Origin of the sequence: Microbacterium paulum, assembly GCF_015707995.1 — a bacterium.
In the GTDB taxonomy this organism is placed as follows: domain Bacteria; phylum Actinomycetota; class Actinomycetes; order Actinomycetales; family Microbacteriaceae; genus Microbacterium; species Microbacterium paulum.
The window spans coordinates 50,582-67,046 of the sequence record NZ_JAAGRY010000005.1; the positions used below are offsets into that span (position 1 = coordinate 50,582).

Genomic DNA, 16,465 nt, shown 5'->3' on the forward strand with positions numbered 1-16,465 from the left:
GATCGTCGCCACGGCTCTGATCGGCTCGGATCGGAGGAGTTCTGCACACGCCCCCGCGGGACCGGCGCCGGAAGGCGACCTGGAATACTGACGGGGTGGCATCTGTGAACCCGCCGCGCGGCATGCGCGACTTCCTCCCCGCCGACAAGGCCCGTCGTGAGCGCGTGCTCGCCGTCATCCGCGAGCGCTACCGCGCGCACGGTTTCGACGAGATCGAGACGCCCGTGATGGAGGACTACGACCGCCTGCACGCCGGCATCGGCGGCGACAACGAGAAGCTCGCGTTCAACGTCCTGAAGCGCGGGCTGGATGCCGAGGCCATCGCCGCGGCGGCCGACCAGCCGTCTCGGCTCTCCGACCTGGGGCTGCGCTACGACCTGACCGTGCCGCTCGCCCGGTTCTACGCCACCAACCGCGCGCAGCTGCCGACGGTGTTCCGCTCGATCCAGATGGCGCCGGTATGGCGCGCCGAACGGCCCCAGAAGGGCCGGTACCGCCAGTTCGTGCAGTGCGACATCGACATCATCGGCGACGCGACGGGGCGCGCTGAGGCCGAGCTGATCGTCGCGACGCTCGACGCCGTCGACGCCCTGGGCCTCGAGGGCGCGACCGTGCGCCTGAACGACCGCCGTGTGCTGGACTGGATGCTCGGACACTTCGGATTCGCCGAAGATGAGCGCCCCGGCGTGCTGATCACGATCGACAAGCTCGACAAGCTCGGCCCCGAGGGCGTGGTGGCAGAGCTGCGCGAGCGGGATGCCACGCCGGCGGCCGTCGACGCGTTCGAGGCGTTCCTGCGTCGTCCGCAGACGCTCGAACTGCGCGCGTTCGGCGAGGGCGCGATCCGCAAAGCCCTTCCCGACGGGGCGCCCGACGAGGTGGTCGCCGACCTCGTCGCCCTCGGCGACGCGGTGGGCCGTGCCCGGGGCATCCCGCAGCCGTACTTCACGCTGCCGATCGCGTTCGATCCGTTCCTCGTGCGGGGGATGGGGTACTACACGGGAACGATCTTCGAGCTCGTCCACCCGAGCGTCGACTACTCGCTCGGCGGCGGCGGTCGTTACGACGGCATGATCGGCCGGTTCCTCGGGCAAGACGTGCCGGCGGTCGGGTTCTCGATCGGCTTCGAGCGCATCGTCGATCTGCTCGAGGCCGGGGTGGACGATGCGGCAGAGGCCGTCGTGCTCGTGCACGACCGCGACGTGCCGCTCGCCGAGCTGGCGGCGCTCAAAGCGGCGCTCGTCGCGGACGGGTCGCGCGTGCGCCTCGAGCAGCGCACGAAGAACCTGAAGGCGCTCCTCGAGCGCGCCGCCGCCGACGGCTACACCTCGTTCGCGACGGTCGCCGCAGGCCAGAACGCCGAGAGTCTCGACCTCAAACCGCTGAGCTGAGCCCTCGCGCCGGCCACCGCGGTGAGGCATCATGCCAAGCATGACCCTGCACGTGCGCACGACCCTGCCCGCCCATGGACCCGCGACGGCGATCGAACTCACCGACGCGCAGGTCGACGAACTCGGCGGCGGCAAGCGCGCCGCCGTGCGGGTGCGCATCGGCGATCATGAGGCCCGACTGCGGCTGGGGGTGATGGGCGGCAAGAACCTCGTCGGCCTGTCGAAGGCCGCCCGCGCCGAGCTGGGGGTCGAGATCGGCGACACGGTCGACGCCGAGATCGAGCTCGATGCCGACGATCGCGTGATCGAGGTCCCCACCGACCTGGCATCCGCCCTCGATGTCGCCGGAGCCCGTGCGGCTTTCGACGCGCTGTCGCCGTCGCGCCGCAAGGAGTTCGTGCGCGGCATCGTCGAGGCGAAGCAGCCCGCAACCCGCGAGCGGCGCGTGCAGGCGGCCGTCGACGCCGTCTCGTGAGTCGGCCGCTCGCTGTACGCCGCTTCACGCTGGTCGCCGTGACGTTGCCGGCGGTGCTCGTCGCGGTCGCTCTCGCGGTACAGGTGCTCGCCCTTCCTGCGCTGCCCGACCCGGTGGCGATCCACTGGGGCGCGAGCGGTTCACCCGACGGCTTCGGTCCCGCGTGGATCGTCCCCGTGCTGACGGCGGCGATCGGGTTCGGGCTGCCGCTCGTGATCGCGGCATCGGCCCTCGCGGGGCTGCGTCGCGGCGACCGCGGCACGACCTACCGCCTGCTCGGGGCGGTGGCCCTCGCCGTATCGACGATGATGTGCGTCCTCGGCACGTGGACGCTCGTGATGCAGGCGGGGCTGCTCGAAGCGGCCGACGGGCCGTCGGCGATCCCGGCGGTGCTGTGCTCGTTCGGTGCGGCGATCGCCGCCTTCGTCGCCGGCTGGTTCGCGCAGCCCGACGAACCGTACCGGGTGACCGTGCTCGCGGCGCCCGGCCGAAAGCCCGACACCGATTCACGCGGTCCCTGGCAGCAGCGCACCACGCTGTCGCGCGGAGCGATCATGATCCTCGTCGGGGCGATCGCACTCCTCGTGCTCATGACCCTCGTGACGGCCCTCACGTCCGGCGGAGCGGCGCCGGCCTGGGCCGTGGTGCTGCTGATCGCCGTGACCGTCCTCGCGGTGGTCGTCGTGGTGTCGTCGATCGCCTTCCACGTGCGCGTCGACGATGACGGGCTGTCCGTGACGTCGGTCGTCGGGCTGCCGCGCGTGCACATCGCGCTCGCCGACATCGCCCGGGCAGAGGCGGTGCTCGTCAGCCCGATGGGCGAGTTCGGCGGCTGGGGACTGCGCTGGGCTCCGGGCAGCGGGTTCGGCGTCGTGCTGCGCACGGGCCCCGGCATCCGCGTCACGCGCACGAACGGCAAGATCTTCACCGTCACGGTCGACGACGCCGAGACCGGCGCGGCGCTGCTCGACGGCCTCGCCGCCCGCGCCCGCGCCGCGGGGTGAGGCGCGCGCGGCTTGACTCGCCGCCCGTGCCCCGCTTGGCTGACCCCATGTCAGAGCTGACACCCGAGACCGCGCGTGCCGTCGACCGCTATCTGGTCGACACCCTCGTCGGTCGAGACGCCGCGCTCGATCGGGCGATCGCCGACCAGAGGGCGGCGGGACTGCCCGCCATCGAGGTCGCACCCACGAACGGCAAGCTGCTGCACCTGCTCGCGCGGGCGACGGGCGCGCGGCGGGTTCTCGAAATCGGCACGCTCGGCGGCTACTCGACGATCTGGCTCGCGCGCGCCCTGCCCGAGGACGGGCGGGTCGTGACGATCGAGGCCGAACCGCGACATGCCGCCGTGGCGCGGGCGAGTATCGACCGGGCGGGCGTGGGGGAGCGGGTCGACATCCGAATCGGGCGCGGCGTCGACGTGCTGCCGACCCTCGCCGACGAGGCGCCGTTCGATCTCGTGTTCATCGACGCCGACAAAGAGTCGAACACGTTCTACCTCGACCAGGCCGCGCGCCTCGGTCGGCGCGGGGCGCTCGTCATCGTCGACAACGTTGTGCGGGGCGGCCGCATCGTCGACGCGGAAGACGACAGCGCGCAGGTCACGGGGGTACGCGCGGGCCTGGCGATGCTGCGCGACGATCCCCGGTTCGATGCGACCGCGGTGCAGACGTGGGATGCCAAGGGGTGGGACGGCTTCGCCCTCGCGGTGCTCGTGTGACCGGCAGGCGCGGCGGGTGCGCGAGATGCGGCATTGATCCGGCGAGGCCCCTGTGACCGCGGCATCCGGATCACTATGCTCGGACGTGGACCGACGACGCTCCGAGATTCATCCTCCACAAGCAAGGAGTCCCCTGTGGCACTGATCGAGGCTGTAGGCGCACGCGAGATCCTGGATTCGCGTGGCAACCCGACCGTCGAAGTGGAGGTGCTCCTCGACGACGGAATCGTCCAGCGGGCGGCCGTCCCCTCCGGCGCATCCACCGGCGCGTTCGAAGCGTACGAGCTGCGCGACGGCGACAAGAGCCGCTACGGCGGCAAGGGCGTGCTCAAGGCCGTGGCCGCGGTCATCGACGAGCTCGGCCCCGCGATCGAGGGGGTGGATGCCAGTGAGCAGCGCGTCATCGACGAGATCCTCATCGCCACCGACGGCACCGAGAACAAGTCCCGCTGCGGCGCGAACGCCATCCTCGGCGTCTCGCTCGCGGTCGCGAAGGCCGCCGCGGACGCGGCGGACCTGCCCCTCTTCCGCTACGTGGGCGGACCCAACGCGCACGTGCTGCCCGTTCCGCTGTTCAACGTCATCAACGGTGGCGAGCACGCCGACAACGGCATCGACTTCCAGGAGTTCTTCCTCGCGCCCTACGGTGCCGAGACGTTCTCCGAGGCGCTGCGCTGGGGCACCGAGATCTACCACGTGCTGAAGGGCGAGCTGAAGTCGGCCGGCTTCAACACCGGCCTCGGCGACGAGGGCGGCTTCGCCCCCGACCTGCCCAGCAACCGCGAGGGGCTCGAGTTCCTCATCAAGGCGATCGAGAAGGCCGGCTTCACCCCCGGCGCCCAGGTGGGCGTGGGCCTCGACGTCGCCGCGAGCGAGTTCTACAACGACGGCGTCTACCACATGGACGGCAAGGACTGGACGCCCGACCAGCTCATCGACTACTACGCCGACCTCGTCGACTCGTTCCCCGTCGTCACGATCGAAGACGCACTCGACGAAGAAGACTGGGACAACTGGCAGAAGCTCACCGCGCGCCTCGGCGACAAGGTGCAGCTGGTCGGCGACGACCTGTTCGTCACGAACCCCGCCCGCCTCGCGAAGGGCATCGACCTCGGTGTCGCGAACTCGCTGCTCGTCAAGGTCAACCAGATCGGCACGCTGTCCGAGACGCTCGACGCCGTCGACCTCGCGCACCGTTCGGGGTACACCTCGATGTTCTCGCACCGTTCGGGCGAGACCGAAGACACCACGATCGCCGACCTCGTCGTCGCGGTGAACTCGGGCCAGATCAAGAGCGGCGCGCCCGCTCGGTCGGAGCGCGTCGCGAAGTACAATCAGCTTCTGCGCATCGAAGAAGAGCTGGGTGACGCGGCGACGTTCGCCGGTCGCGCCGCCTTCCGCCGCTACAAGGGCTGATGCGCCGCTGAGACGCTGACGAAAGGGGAGCCGTGAGAAGACCTACGGCTCCCCTTTCCCGTTCCTCCGAGCAGGAGGTGACGGGTGGAGCGCGCGAGCGCCGCACCGTCGACGTGCGGGAGTGGGCCGGTGGCATCCGGTTCTCGGCCTTCACGGCGATCATGCTCGGGCTCGTCGTCCTCGCCGTATTCGTGCTCGTGCCGACGGTGGGCACCTATCTGTCGCAGCGCCAGCAGATCGCGGCGCTCGAGCAGTCGGTGCAGTTGACCACCGACCAGGTCGCGACCCTCGAGCAGCAGAAGCAGCGGTGGGCCGACCCGGCGTACGTCACCTCGCAGGCCCGCGCGCGGCTGTACTACGTGCGCCCCGGCGAGGTCGTCTATCTCGTCGACGACGACCTGCCGCCCGCGTCGATCCCGCTCGACCAGAACCCGGTGAGCGAGGACGTGCACGAGACCCGGTCGGACTGGATGGCGCAGTTCGTGCGCTCGGTGACCACCGCGGGGCTCACGCAGACGGCGACCGGGCCGTCGACCACGGGCGACGAGGCGGTCGACCCGACACCGACCACTCCGTGAGATCGGCGCCCGATCAGCCGTTCGTCAGCCCGCCCCGCTACCCTTGAGGCGTGCCCCACCCCACGCTGAGTCCCGCGACCGACGCCGATCTCGAGGTCATGCGCGAGCAGCTCGGCCGGCCGATGCGCGGCGTCGTGGGCATCGCGGCACGCTGCGTGTGCGGCAACCCGACGGTCGTCGCGACCGAGCCGCGGCTGCCCGAGTCGGCGGGGAGCACGCCGTTCCCGACGTTTTACTACCTGACCCACCCCGGTGCGACCGCGGCCATGTCGGCCCTCGAAGCGGGGCAGGTGATGCGCGAGTTCACCGAACTGCTCGAAACGGATGCCGAGGTCGCGGCCGCCTATCGCGCCGCCCACGAGGCGTACCTCTCCGACCGGGCCGTCTACGGCGAGGTGCCCGAGATCGAGGGGGTGTCGGCGGGAGGCATGCCGACGCGCGTCAAATGCCTGCACGCCCTCGCCGGGCACGCGCTCGCGGCGGGGCCGGGGGTCAATCCGATCGGCGACCTCGCGCTCGCGCGCGGCGACTGGTCGGCCGAGCGGTGCACGTGTGCGCAGCCGCGGGAGGCCGGGTGACCGTCACCCCCCGCCGCGTGGGGCGTCTCGCCCTCGTCCCGCTCACAATCGCGATCGCCGCACTCCTGACGGGGGCGACCTTCGTGCCCACCGTCGACCCGACGCCCTCACCGGGAGTCGGGGCAGCGGCGCAAGACCCCGCGCGCGCCGCGGAATACTGGCTCGACGAGTACGGGGTGCGGACGGCCTGGCAGACGACGCGCGGCAAAGGCTCGACGATCGCGATCATCGACACCGGCATCGGCCGTTCACCGGTCGAGTTCGCGGGGGCCGTCGCGGGCGGTGCCGACTTCTCGGGAGTGGGCGCCTCCGACGGCCGCCTCCCGGTGGGTGCGGTCGACTCCAATCACGGCAGCTGGGTGGCCTCGCTCGCGGCCTCCCGCGGCACGGGCGCCGACACCGGCATGATCGGGGTCGCGCCCGAGGCGCAGCTGCTGTCGATCTCGATCGGGTTCGGCGCCTCGTCGTCGGTGCCGTTCGTCGAGCAGGTGGCGAGCGCCATGCGCTGGGCGGTCGACAACGGCGCCGACATCATCAACCTGTCGTTCACGACGAACACCCTGTCGTGGGATCAGAGCTGGGACAGCGCCTTCCAGTACGCGTTCGACCACGACGTCGTCGTGATCGTCGCCGCCGGCAACAAGGGCAGCGGCACCGACGAAGTCGGCGCGCCCGCGACGATCCCGGGAGTGCTGACCGTGGGTGGCGTCAACCGTGCCGGGCAGGCGAGCGAAGAGGCATCCACGCAGGGCATCACGATCGGCATCTCGGCCCCGAGCGAGGAGCTCCTGGGCGTCTCGGCCGACGGGCAGTTGGTGGTCTGGAACGGCACGAGCGGCGCCGCGCCGATCGTCGCGGGCATCGCTGCGCTCGTGCGCTCGGCGCACCCCGAACTCGACGCCGACAACGTCATCAACCGCATCATCCGCACGGCGCGGCCCGCGGCCGCCGCGACGGCGAGCCCCGACCCGAAGTACGGCTACGGCCTGGTGGATGCCGCGGCGGCCGTGAGCGCCAACGTGGCATCCGTCTCGAGCAGCCCGCTCGGCATGACCCTGAAGGAATGGGTGCGCCTGTACCGGCGCGCCGACGTCGACCCGGCGCCGCAGCCGTCGTCATCGCCGGTCACCCTGCCCGACCTGCCGGCGGCCGACCGGGTCGACGCGCGCTCGCCCCTGCTGCCCACCGCCGACACCCTGCGCTACGGCACGGTGCCGCTCATAGCCGGGACCCTGGCGGCTATACTGGTGGCGCTCGGTGTCACTGCTGCTGCCCGGCGCATCAGATCGGAGCGCGCACCTCGTACTCCGAGTCGCCCATCCAAGGAGTACTTCCACCTGTGACTCACACAGCGTCCAGCACTGCCGATTCCACGGTCGGTCGCACGGTTCCCAAGATCCTCGTCGTCGGCGGTGGCTACGCCGGTTTCTACACCGCATGGAAGCTCGAGAAGCACCTGCGCAAGGGTGAGGCCGAGGTCACGATCGTCGACCCGCTGCCCTACATGACCTACCAACCCTTCCTGCCCGAGGTCGCCGCCGGCGAGATCGAGGCGCGCCACGCCGTGGTGGGGCTTCGCCGTCACCTGAAGAAGACGCGCGTCATCACCGCGAAGGTCACCGGCATCGACCACGCGCACCGCACGGCGACCATCACGCCGGAGTACGGCGAGCCGTGGCAGGAGAGCTACGACCAGATCGTCGTGACCGCCGGTGCCGTCTCTCGCACGTTCCCCATCCCGGGCATCGCCGAGAACGCGATCGGTCTGAAGAGGATCGAAGAGGCCGTGGCGGTGCGTGACCGCATCCTCTCGAACTTCGACCGTGCCGCGAACCTCCCCGCCGGGCCTGAGCGTGACCGGCTGCTCACCGTCGTCGTCGTGGGCGGCGGCTTCGCCGGGATCGAGGTGTTCGCCGAGCTGCGCGCCCTGGCATCCTCGCTGCTGAAGAACTACCCGCAGCTGCAGTTCGACGACACGCACTTCCACCTCATCGAGGCGATGGGGCGGATCATGCCCGAGGTATCGCTGAAGACGAGCGAGTGGGTGCTGAAGGATCTCGCCAAGCGCGGCGCCAACGTGCACCTCGACACCCAGGTGACCGGTGCCGTCGACGGCAACGTCGAGTTGTCGACGGGCGAGGTCATCCCGAGCGACCTGATCATCTGGACCGCTGGTGTCATGGCGAACCCGACCGTCGTGCGCGGGGGAGACCTGCCCGTCGAAGAGCGTGGCCGCATCCGCACCCGCGCCGACCTGCGTGTCGGTTCGGAAGACGAGATCGTGGCGGATGCCTGGGCCGCGGGTGACGTCGCCGCCGTTCCCGACCTCACCGGCAAGGGCGTCGGCGGCTATTGCGTGCCGAACGCGCAGCACGCCGTCCGCCAGGCGAAGCTGCTCGCGAAGAACATCGTCGCCGACCTGCGCGGCGAGCTGCCCCGCCAGTACATCCACCACAACCTCGGGGCCGTCGCGGGCCTCGGCCTCTACAACGGCGTGTTCCAGTCGGGCAAGATCGCCCTCAAGGGTTTCATCGCCTGGTGCGCGCACCGCGCCTACCATGGCCTGGCCATGCCGTCGTGGGAGCGCAAGTGGCGCGTCATCGGCGACTGGTGGCACAACTTCTGGCTGCACCGCGACAACGTGTCGCTCGAGACCGTGCAGAACCCGCGTTACTTCTTCGAGGAGTTCGCCGCGCGCCCGCGACCGGCAGCGCCCGAGGCTGCTCCGGCGGCGCCGGCTGCCCCCGCAGCCCCGGCGATCGACCCGAAGTCGGTGAAGGCCGAGAAGACCACTGCGGCCCCCGAGGCATCCGCCTCGGCTGCTGAGAAGGCCGCGCCGGCGAAGAAGGCCGCGGCAAAGAAGGCCCCCGTCAAGAAGGCGGATGCCTCGGCCTGACCCCACCCGGTCATCGAGCGAGCGGAGCCAGTCGACTCGCCGCCCCCGTGTCTCCAGCTCGCGAAACCCCGCCGCGCCTCGCCGCGACCGGCGGGGTTTCGCGTCCTCGAGGGCGGATACCCTGGGCTGATGCCCCCGTAGCCCAATGGCAGAGGCAGGCGACTTAAAATCGCTTCAGTCTGGGTTCGAGTCCCAGCGGGGGCACTCGATCGACGGGCGGTAGCGTCGAGATTGTGCCTTCGCCCAGCCCCCACGCCACCACCGACCCCGCATTCGCGCGGGTCATCCCGATTACCGCATGAGCACCGAGGTGCGTACGTCATCACCGGCGATCGGGTAACCCTCGTGGACGAAGGGTTCGTGTGAGTCGCTTGACGATGCGCCATGTGAGGCCCGCAGGCGGGCATCGAGCGAAGACCTGATCCGAAGCCATTTTTCCGGCCTTCTGTCGGTTGCGTGTCCGCCGACCCTAGTACATTGGAGAAGTCTCATCTTTGTGTCGGCATTGAACCGTCGATGTGCGGCGCGATCGAGGCGTTTCTTTCCCCGCATCACAGGAGAACCATGACCGACGCACCCCCGCCGCCGTCCACTCAGCAGCCGCAGTACCCCGTTTACGCCCCGCCCGCCACCAAGCCCGCCAACAACGTCCTCGGCATCGTCGCGCTCGTCGTCTCGGCCCTGGGCTTCGTGTTCGCGTGCATCCCCGGCGCGCTGATCATCGGGTGGCTCCTCCTGCCGATCGGCTTCATCCTCGGCATCGTCGCGGTGTGCCTCAAGGGCAAGGCCAAGTGGCAGGGCATCACGGCCATCGTGCTGTCGGTCGTGGGAACGGTCGTCGCCGCCATCGTGTTCATGGTGGTCGTTGCGACCTCGGTCAGCAGCGCGATCGACGACGCCAGTGGCGGAGACATCACGGTCAGCGAGTCGCCGTCCGCGTCGACCAAGGGCGACGACGCCGCGGGTGACTCGGAGGTCGGCACGCGCGAGAACCCTATCGCACTCGGCACGGCGTTCTCGAATGACGACTGGACGGTCGTCATCAACTCCGTCACCCCCAACGCCGCGGAACAGATCAACGCCGCCAACGGCTACCCGCAGGAGGCGGACCCCGGTACGGAGTTCCTTCTTATCAACTACACCGTCACGTACACGGGTGACGACGCCGACGGCCAGTACCCGGCGATGGTGCAGATCGAGTACGTCACCGGAGGCGGCGTCACGGTGAACGCGCTCGACAAGTTCGTGGTCGCGCCGGACGCGATCAACTCCACCAGCGTGCTTTACACGGGCGCGACGGTGACCGGCAACACCGCCATCCAGGTGCCGAGCCCCGTCGACGGCGTCCTCGTGGTCACACCGGGCATGTTCGGTGACGAGGTGTTCGTCGCGGTCCAGTAGCCGACCGCGCGTGAGGGCGGAGGCCGGGGGTACACCCCCGGCCTCCGGCGTCTTACGACGGATTGTGCATGAACTCGAGGCGGATGCCGTTGTCGTCCTCGACGAACGAGGCGTAGTAGCGGTCGCTGAAGCGCGGGTACAGCTTCGGCTCGCGGACGACCGTCCACCCGGCATCCACGGCGATGCGATGCAGCCTGTCCACCTCGTCCCGCGAGTCCACGGCGAAGGCGAGGTGCTGCCATCCTGCCCGGCCGTGCCGATGCTCGCCGGCCTCGCGCGTCGGCAGCACGATGAACTCCGTCTCGCCCTCCGCCCACCACGACGCCCCGTTGCCCCCGTCGCTGCGCTGGAGGCCGAGGGCGGTGAGGATCGGGTCGAACTGGACGACCGCGCGCGGCACGTCTTTGACGCTGACGCCGATGTGATCGAAGAGGGGCATCCGCCCAGTCTGACGCATCGCGCCGGGCGACGCTCAGACGCCGGGGAACGTCACCCCGGTGAGCTCCTGGCTCACGTCCCAGACTCGCCGCGCCTCGTCAGAGCTCTGCAGGCGCGAGTACAGCGTCTGTTCGGCGGGCTTGCCGCCGAGCCCGCGGAAGCCGTCGGGACCGTAGAACCTTCCCCCCTGATCACCCGGCGCGGTCGCGGCCATCAGCGCGGGTTGCGCCGCGCTTTCGACGGTGCCGAGAACCCCGAGGCGGGAGAACAGCGAGATCAGGGGGCGCCAGCGCACGGGTTCCGCTCGACCGATCTCCGGGCGGGCCGCCAGCAGGTTCGTCGGCGCGATGCCCGGGTGCGACAGGTCGACGGTGATCCCCCACCCCGCGGCCTTGCTGCGACGATCGAGTTTGAGACCGAACAGGCCGTACGCGATCTTCGACTGCGAGTACGCGGCCATGCTGTCGTACGAGCGCTCCCAGTTGAGATCGTCCCAGTTGATCGCGCCCTGGTTCGCGGCGATGCTCACCTGCAGCGTGACGCGGGCACGACCGGCCCGGAGCAACGGCATCAGGTGCCCGATCAGTGCGACGTGGCCCAGGTGGTCGGTGCCGAACTGCAGCTCGAAGCCGTCTGCGGTGACCTGCCGGGCCGGCGGGTTCATGACGCCGGCATTCCCGATGAAGATGTCGATCGGTACCTCTTCATCGCGCAGCGTCTCGCCGAGGGCGGCCACCGACGAGAGCGAGGACAGCTCGAGCGACCGGAGCGACACGGTCGCCTTCGGTGCGCTCTCGCGGATCGTCGTGATCGCCGCCTCGCCTTTGCGGGCGTTCCGCACCGGCAGGACGAGGTCGGCTCCCGCAGCGGCGAGCTGCGTCGCCATGACGAGTCCCATCCCGTCGCTGCCGCCGGTGAGGACGACGCTCTTTCCGGACAGATCGGGCAGGGTGAGGGGTTCGATGCGGCGTGCCATGTGACGGCTCCTTCGGAGGGTAGGGGGTGAGTGAGGGTGCTCGGTGACCAGACTGCGCCTTCGACGCGAAGGCATCCACGGCCTGACGATCCGTGGATACCGCGTCCGTGGCGGCCGCCTCTCTCACCGGGGGATCGGCAGGTCCTGGATGGTGCACCGCGGCGACGGTAGAAAGGAGGGCAGAAGAAAGGGATGCCATGGACATCGACCGCACCGCACGGGCGGATTTCCTCCGCCTTCGGCGCGAGGCTCTGCAACCCGCCGACGTCGGTCTGCCGCGCGGGCAGCGCCGCCGTACGCGCGGATTGCGCCGCGAAGAGGTCGCTGCCCTCAGTCACATGTCGACCGGCTACTACGCGCGACTGGAACGCGCCCGCGGTCCGCAGCCTTCGGAGCAGATGATCGGCTCGATCGCGCAGGGGCTTCACCTGACGTTGCCCGAACGCGATCACCTCTACCGGCTCGCCGGTCACACGCCGCCGACATCCGCAAGCGGCACCACCCAGCACATCGCGCCGGGCATGCTGCGCATTCTGGACCGTCTCGACGACACGCCCGCCGAGATCGTGACCGAACTGGGCGAGACGCTGCGCCAGACCCGCATGGGCGTCGCTCTCGTGGGCGATCTCACCCGCTACACCGGCCGAGCGCGGAGCCTCGGCTACCGGTGGTTCACCGACCCTGAGACCCGCTCCCGCTACGCCCCCGGGGAGCATGAGCATCTTTCCCGCGTTTTCGTGTCGGGTCTTCGCGAGGCCGCCGTCCGGCGCGGACCCGATTCGCGCGCCGCTGATCTCGTCGACGCCCTCCTGCGTGAAAGCGATGAGTTCCGCGCCCTGTGGGAGCTCCACGAGGTCGGGCTGCGGCCTGCCGCAGGCAAGAGTTTCCTCCATCCCGACGGGGGGCGCCTCGATCTCGACTGCCAGACGCTGCTCGATCCCGACCAGTCGCACCTGCTGCTCGTCTACACCGCCAGTCCCGGAAGTGAGAGCTATCAGAAGCTCGAGCTTCTGTCGGTCATCGCTGCGGCGTGACATCGTTTGCACGGGATGCGGTCTGAGATGAGGCGAACCCACGGCCGCACGGCCGCCGCGCTCGCGGCGGCGTTGCTCCTTGTGCTCGTGTCCGCATGCGCGTCGGTGGTGGCAGGGGAAGATTCCGGCGCGGCCTCGCCGGCGTCCCCCGCCACAGCGGGCGAGATCGATGCGCCGCCGCCGGGAGGGGCGTTCGACTACCAACTCGGCGGCGCCTACGCGCCACCGACCGGCGTGACGGTGGTCGTGCGCGACCGCACGGCAGCGCCCGTGGGTGCCGGCTACGACGTCTGCTACGTGAACGGGTTCCAGACGCAGCCGGGCGAGTCCGACTCGTTCGCCGACGAGCATACCGACCTGCTCGTGACCGTCGACGGATCGCCGCTCGCCGACCCCGGTTGGCCTGACGAATACCTCTTCGACACGTCATCGGCCGAAAAGCGCAGCGCCCTCGTCGCCATCGTGGGGGACTGGATCACCGGATGCGCCGAGGATGGTTTCCAGGCCGTCGAGATAGACAACCTCGACTCGTATCTGCGTTCCGACGGTGTCAACAGCGCGAGCTCCAACCTCGCCCTCGCCGCGGAGTATGCGCGCGTCGCACACACCGCGGGTCTCGCGATCGCCCAGAAGAACACCGCCGAGCACACCGAAGAGCTGCGCGCCGCCGGCTACGACTTCGCCGTCACCGAATCGTGCATGAGCTTCGAGGAGTGCTCCGCCTACACCGACGTGTATCCGACCGTGCTCGACATCGAGTACACCGATGAGCTCGGCGTCGACGGATTCCGGGGTGCGTGCGACGACCCGGGCCGGCCCGCCTCGATGATCCTGCGCGATCCGAAGCTCGTCGACCCCGCCGACCCCGACTACCATTACGAAACCTGCGGCGGGTGAGCACGGTGCCTGCACCCATCCGACGTGACGTTCCGTCTCACGCGGCTCGCCACCCGGTCTCATCTAAGCTGAAGCTCTCACGTGCGAAGGAGCCCGATTCCATGAGCATCGACCTGCTCGCCGCGCCCCCCGGCGGCACCACGCAGACGGTCGAACCGTGGCGGAACGCCGCCTCGTATTGGCGCGCGCGCACCGCCGCCGTCGCGGGAGTGTCGGGGCCCGTGGCATCCATCGACCTGACCGCGTTGCGCCACAACGCGCTCGACCTCGTCGTGCGCTCGAGCGGGGTGCCGATCCGCGTGGCGTCGAAGTCGATCCGGGTGCGCGAGGTGCTCGATGCCACGCTCGCGCTGCCGGGTTATCAGGGCATCCTCGCGTTCACGCTTCCCGAGGCGCTCTGGCTCGCCGAGACCCATGACGACATCGTGCTCGGTTATCCGTCGGTCGATCGCGCGGCCCTCGCCGCACTCGCCGCCGACGAGCAGAAGGCGGCGCGCATCACGCTGATGGTCGACGACCTCGCACAGCTCGACCTAGTCGACGCGGTCGCCCCGCCCGCGGCGCGCGCCGTGCTCCGTGTGGCGATCGATGCGGATGCCTCGTGGCGTTCGCCCGTGCTCGGCCACATCGGCGTGCGGCGCTCGCCCGTGCACGAGCCCGCCGAGGTCGCCCGGCTCGCGCAGGCGATCGCGGGTCGCCCCAGCTTCCGCCTGGTCGGACTCATGATGTACGAGGCGCAGATCGCCGGGCAGCCCGACGACTCGGGATCGGGCGACGGCGTCATCCGGTGGATGCAGCGCCGCTCGGGCGACGAGCTGCGCGAGCGGCGTGGCGCGATCGTCGCCGCGGTGCGTGCCGTCGCCGACCTCGAATTCGTGAACGGGGGAGGGACGGGTTCGCTCGAATCCACGGCATCCGACCCCGCGGTCACCGAGACGACGGCCGGCAGCGGGCTGCTCGCGGGGCACCTGTTCGATCTGTATCGACACTTCTCGCTCGCGCCCGCGGCCGCGTTCGCGCTCGACGTGGTGCGCCGGCCGACGCCCGACATCGTCACGGTGCTCGGTGGTGGATGGATCGCCTCGGGGCCGCCGGTGGCCTCTCGTCAGCCCCTGCCGGTGTGGCCCGAGGGGCTGCGCACGCTGCCCCGCGAGGGCGCGGGCGAGGTGCAGACGCCGCTGCAGGGAGACGCGGCGCGCCGCCTCTCGATCGGCGATCGGGTGTGGTGGCGCCACGCCAAGAGCGGCGAGCTCGCCGAGCGCGTCGACACCTATCACCTGACCGCCGGCGACCAGCTCGTCGGCGAGAGCCCCACTTATCGCGGAGAAGGAAAGAGCTTTCTGTGACACGACCCGGCGGCAGCTGGCAGAACTGGGCGCGCACCGAACGCGTGCGCCCGACGACCGTCGAATACCCCTCCACGATCGAGGCGGTGCGCCGCTCGGTGCGCGCCGCCGCCGCGCGCGGTCGGCCGATCAAAGCCGTCGGCACCGGCCACAGCTTCACCGGCATCGCGGTCGCCCCCGGCACGCTGCTCGAGATGACCGAACTCTCGGGGCTCGTCAGCGTCGAACGCGACCGGCAGCGTGCGCGGTTGCTCGCCGGCACCCGCCTGCACCGCATTCCGGCGCTCCTCGCGCCGTACGGGCTGGCGATGGCGAACCTGGGCGACATCGACCGTCAGTCGATCTCGGGCGCCATCTCGACCGGCACGCACGGCACGGGATCGCGTTTCGGCGGCATCGCCACCCAGGTCGTCGCCGCGACGCTGGTCACCGCCGACGGCGAACTGCTCACCGTGTCGCACGACGAGAACGCAGAACTGCTCCCCGCGGTGACACTCGGGCTCGGTGCCCTCGGCATCCTGGTCGATGTCACGATCCAGTGCGTTCCCGCCTTCGTGCTCGAAGCGGTCGAGCGCCCCGAACCGCTCGACTCCGTCGTCGACGACGTCGTCTCTCGCGCCGACGCGGTCGACCACTTCGAGTTCTACTGGTTCCCGCACACCGACACGGCCCTCACCAAGACCAACACGCGCCTGCCGGCAGGGTCGCCGACCAAGCCCCTGAGCGCCGCGTCGCGGCTCGTCGACGACGTGCTCGTCGGCAACGTCGTGCACCAGTCGGTGTGCAGCGCCGGGCGCGCGGCGCCCGGTCTCGTGCCCGGCATCAACCGCCTGTCGGCCAAGGTGTGGGGCGACCGCACCTTCTCCGACGCCTCGCACCGCGTGTTCGCGACGAGCCGGGGCGTGCGCTTTCGCGAGATGGAATACGCCGTGCCGCTCGACCGTCTGGCATCCGCCTTCCGCGGCGTGCAGCGCGTGATCGACGAGCACGGGTGGCGCATCGAGTTCCCGATCGAGGTGCGCACCGCCGCCGCCGACGACCTGTGGCTCTCGACCGCCACGGGGCGCCCCAGCGGCTACCTCGCGGTGCACCGGTACTGGAAGACCGACCACACCGAGTACTTCGCCGCCGTCGAAGAGGTCATGCTCGCCCACGAGGGCCGCCCGCACTGGGGCAAGCTGCACACGCTGGATGCCTCGGCACTCCGCGCCCGCTACCCCCGGTTCGCCGACTTCACGGCCCTCCGCGACCGGCTCGACCCGGATCGCGCCTTCCGCAACCCCTACCTCGACCGCGTACTCGGTGAGTAACGGCTGAGA

The 16,465-nt window shown here is 70.4% G+C and carries 16 protein-coding genes and 1 tRNA gene; 15 read left to right on the forward strand and 2 right to left on the reverse strand.

Going from position 1 to position 16,465, the window contains the following annotated elements; genetic code table 11:
- The first annotated feature begins 122 nt into the window (after positions 1-122).
- From hisS to G3N18_RS02550, 11 genes are all read left to right on the forward strand, one after another.
- Positions 123-1,391, forward strand: a complete 1,269-nt coding sequence (gene hisS / locus G3N18_RS02500) for a histidine--tRNA ligase (RefSeq protein WP_206692894.1) — start codon at positions 123-125, stop codon at positions 1,389-1,391.
- Between the two features lie 40 nt (positions 1,392-1,431).
- A complete protein-coding gene (locus G3N18_RS02505) occupies positions 1,432-1,866 on the forward strand; it encodes a YdeI/OmpD-associated family protein (RefSeq protein WP_196382747.1) in 435 nt (144 codons plus the stop codon).
- A gap of 38 nt (positions 1,867-1,904) precedes the next feature.
- A complete protein-coding gene (locus G3N18_RS02510) occupies positions 1,905-2,870 on the forward strand; it encodes a DUF1648 domain-containing protein (RefSeq protein WP_338038176.1) in 966 nt (321 codons plus the stop codon).
- 47 nt (positions 2,871-2,917) lie between these two features.
- Complete coding sequence (locus tag G3N18_RS02515; RefSeq protein WP_196382749.1) at positions 2,918-3,586, forward strand: O-methyltransferase; 669 nt, start codon at positions 2,918-2,920, stop codon at positions 3,584-3,586.
- A 135-nt stretch (positions 3,587-3,721) separates the two neighbouring features.
- Entirely contained in the window at positions 3,722-5,002 is a 1,281-nt protein-coding gene (eno, locus tag G3N18_RS02520; RefSeq protein ID WP_196382750.1) for a phosphopyruvate hydratase, read from the forward strand.
- A 32-nt stretch (positions 5,003-5,034) separates the two neighbouring features.
- Positions 5,035-5,580, forward strand: a complete 546-nt coding sequence (locus G3N18_RS02525) for an FtsB family cell division protein (RefSeq protein ID WP_314853572.1) — start codon at positions 5,035-5,037, stop codon at positions 5,578-5,580.
- Between the two features lie 98 nt (positions 5,581-5,678).
- The gene (locus G3N18_RS02530; RefSeq protein WP_196382773.1) at positions 5,679-6,158 is read left to right on the forward strand and encodes a DUF501 domain-containing protein; all 480 of its coding nucleotides are present in this window, start codon (positions 5,679-5,681) and stop codon (positions 6,156-6,158) included.
- The gene (locus G3N18_RS02535) at positions 6,155-7,501 is read left to right on the forward strand and encodes a S8 family peptidase (protein WP_420827077.1); all 1,347 of its coding nucleotides are present in this window, start codon (positions 6,155-6,157) and stop codon (positions 7,499-7,501) included. The genes G3N18_RS02530 and G3N18_RS02535 overlap by 4 nt, the downstream gene beginning before the upstream one ends.
- The gene (locus G3N18_RS02540; protein ID WP_196382751.1) at positions 7,498-9,054 is read left to right on the forward strand and encodes an FAD-dependent oxidoreductase; all 1,557 of its coding nucleotides are present in this window, start codon (positions 7,498-7,500) and stop codon (positions 9,052-9,054) included. Before G3N18_RS02535 ends, G3N18_RS02540 begins: the two co-directional genes overlap by 4 nt.
- Before the next feature lie 131 nt (positions 9,055-9,185).
- Positions 9,186-9,258: transfer RNA gene (locus G3N18_RS02545), tRNA-Leu, on the forward strand.
- A gap of 360 nt (positions 9,259-9,618) precedes the next feature.
- Positions 9,619-10,455, forward strand: coding sequence for an energy-coupling factor transporter transmembrane component T family protein (locus G3N18_RS02550; protein ID WP_230403779.1), 837 nt, complete (start codon positions 9,619-9,621; stop codon positions 10,453-10,455).
- A 52-nt stretch (positions 10,456-10,507) separates the two neighbouring features.
- Here the strand turns inward: G3N18_RS02550 and G3N18_RS02555 are convergent, their stop codons facing one another.
- Both G3N18_RS02555 and G3N18_RS02560 read right to left on the reverse strand, forming a co-directional pair.
- Positions 10,508-10,894 (reverse strand): VOC family protein, encoded by a 387-nt coding sequence (locus G3N18_RS02555; RefSeq protein WP_196382752.1) that lies wholly within the window; start codon positions 10,892-10,894, stop codon positions 10,508-10,510.
- A 33-nt stretch (positions 10,895-10,927) separates the two neighbouring features.
- Complete coding sequence (locus tag G3N18_RS02560; RefSeq protein ID WP_196382753.1) at positions 10,928-11,869, reverse strand: SDR family oxidoreductase; 942 nt, start codon at positions 11,867-11,869, stop codon at positions 10,928-10,930.
- Positions 11,870-12,066: 197 nt separating this feature from the next.
- On the opposite strand from G3N18_RS02560, the gene G3N18_RS02565 reads away from it, so the two are divergent.
- The 4 genes from G3N18_RS02565 (at position 12,067) to G3N18_RS02580 (ending at position 16,456) form a co-directional block, all read left to right on the forward strand.
- Positions 12,067-12,903 carry a helix-turn-helix transcriptional regulator gene (locus G3N18_RS02565; protein WP_196382754.1) on the forward strand — a complete coding sequence of 279 codons (837 nt, stop codon included), beginning with the start codon at positions 12,067-12,069 and terminating at the stop codon, positions 12,901-12,903.
- A gap of 27 nt (positions 12,904-12,930) precedes the next feature.
- The gene (locus G3N18_RS02570) at positions 12,931-13,800 is read left to right on the forward strand and encodes an endo alpha-1,4 polygalactosaminidase (RefSeq protein WP_196382755.1); all 870 of its coding nucleotides are present in this window, start codon (positions 12,931-12,933) and stop codon (positions 13,798-13,800) included.
- Between the two features lie 101 nt (positions 13,801-13,901).
- Positions 13,902-15,146, forward strand: coding sequence for an alanine racemase (locus G3N18_RS02575; RefSeq protein ID WP_196382756.1), 1,245 nt, complete (start codon positions 13,902-13,904; stop codon positions 15,144-15,146).
- Positions 15,143-16,456 carry a D-arabinono-1,4-lactone oxidase gene (locus G3N18_RS02580; protein ID WP_196382757.1) on the forward strand — a complete coding sequence of 438 codons (1,314 nt, stop codon included), beginning with the start codon at positions 15,143-15,145 and terminating at the stop codon, positions 16,454-16,456. Before G3N18_RS02575 ends, G3N18_RS02580 begins: the two co-directional genes overlap by 4 nt.
- The last annotated feature ends 9 nt before the right edge of the window (positions 16,457-16,465 follow it).

Bases quoted from the DNA above. Each gene is read 5' to 3' on its own strand.
- G3N18_RS02505 (WP_196382747.1), top strand. From the start codon at position 1,432: ATGACCCTGCACGTGCGCACGACCCTGCCCGCCCATGGACCCGCGACG.
- G3N18_RS02530 (WP_196382773.1), top strand. From the start codon at position 5,679: ATGCGCGAGCAGCTCGGCCGGCCGATGCGCGGCGTCGTGGGCATCGCG.
- G3N18_RS02560 (WP_196382753.1), bottom strand. From the start codon at position 11,869: ATGGCACGCCGCATCGAACCCCTCACCCTGCCCGATCTGTCCGGAAAG.
- G3N18_RS02555 (WP_196382752.1), bottom strand. From the start codon at position 10,894: ATGCCCCTCTTCGATCACATCGGCGTCAGCGTCAAAGACGTGCCGCGC.
- G3N18_RS02575 (WP_196382756.1), top strand. From the start codon at position 13,902: ATGAGCATCGACCTGCTCGCCGCGCCCCCCGGCGGCACCACGCAGACG.
- G3N18_RS02550 (WP_230403779.1), top strand. From the start codon at position 9,619: ATGACCGACGCACCCCCGCCGCCGTCCACTCAGCAGCCGCAGTACCCC.
- G3N18_RS02570 (WP_196382755.1), top strand. From the start codon at position 12,931: ATGAGGCGAACCCACGGCCGCACGGCCGCCGCGCTCGCGGCGGCGTTG.
- G3N18_RS02515 (WP_196382749.1), top strand. From the start codon at position 2,918: ATGTCAGAGCTGACACCCGAGACCGCGCGTGCCGTCGACCGCTATCTG.
- G3N18_RS02565 (WP_196382754.1), top strand. From the start codon at position 12,067: ATGGACATCGACCGCACCGCACGGGCGGATTTCCTCCGCCTTCGGCGC.
- hisS (WP_206692894.1), top strand. From the start codon at position 123: ATGCGCGACTTCCTCCCCGCCGACAAGGCCCGTCGTGAGCGCGTGCTC.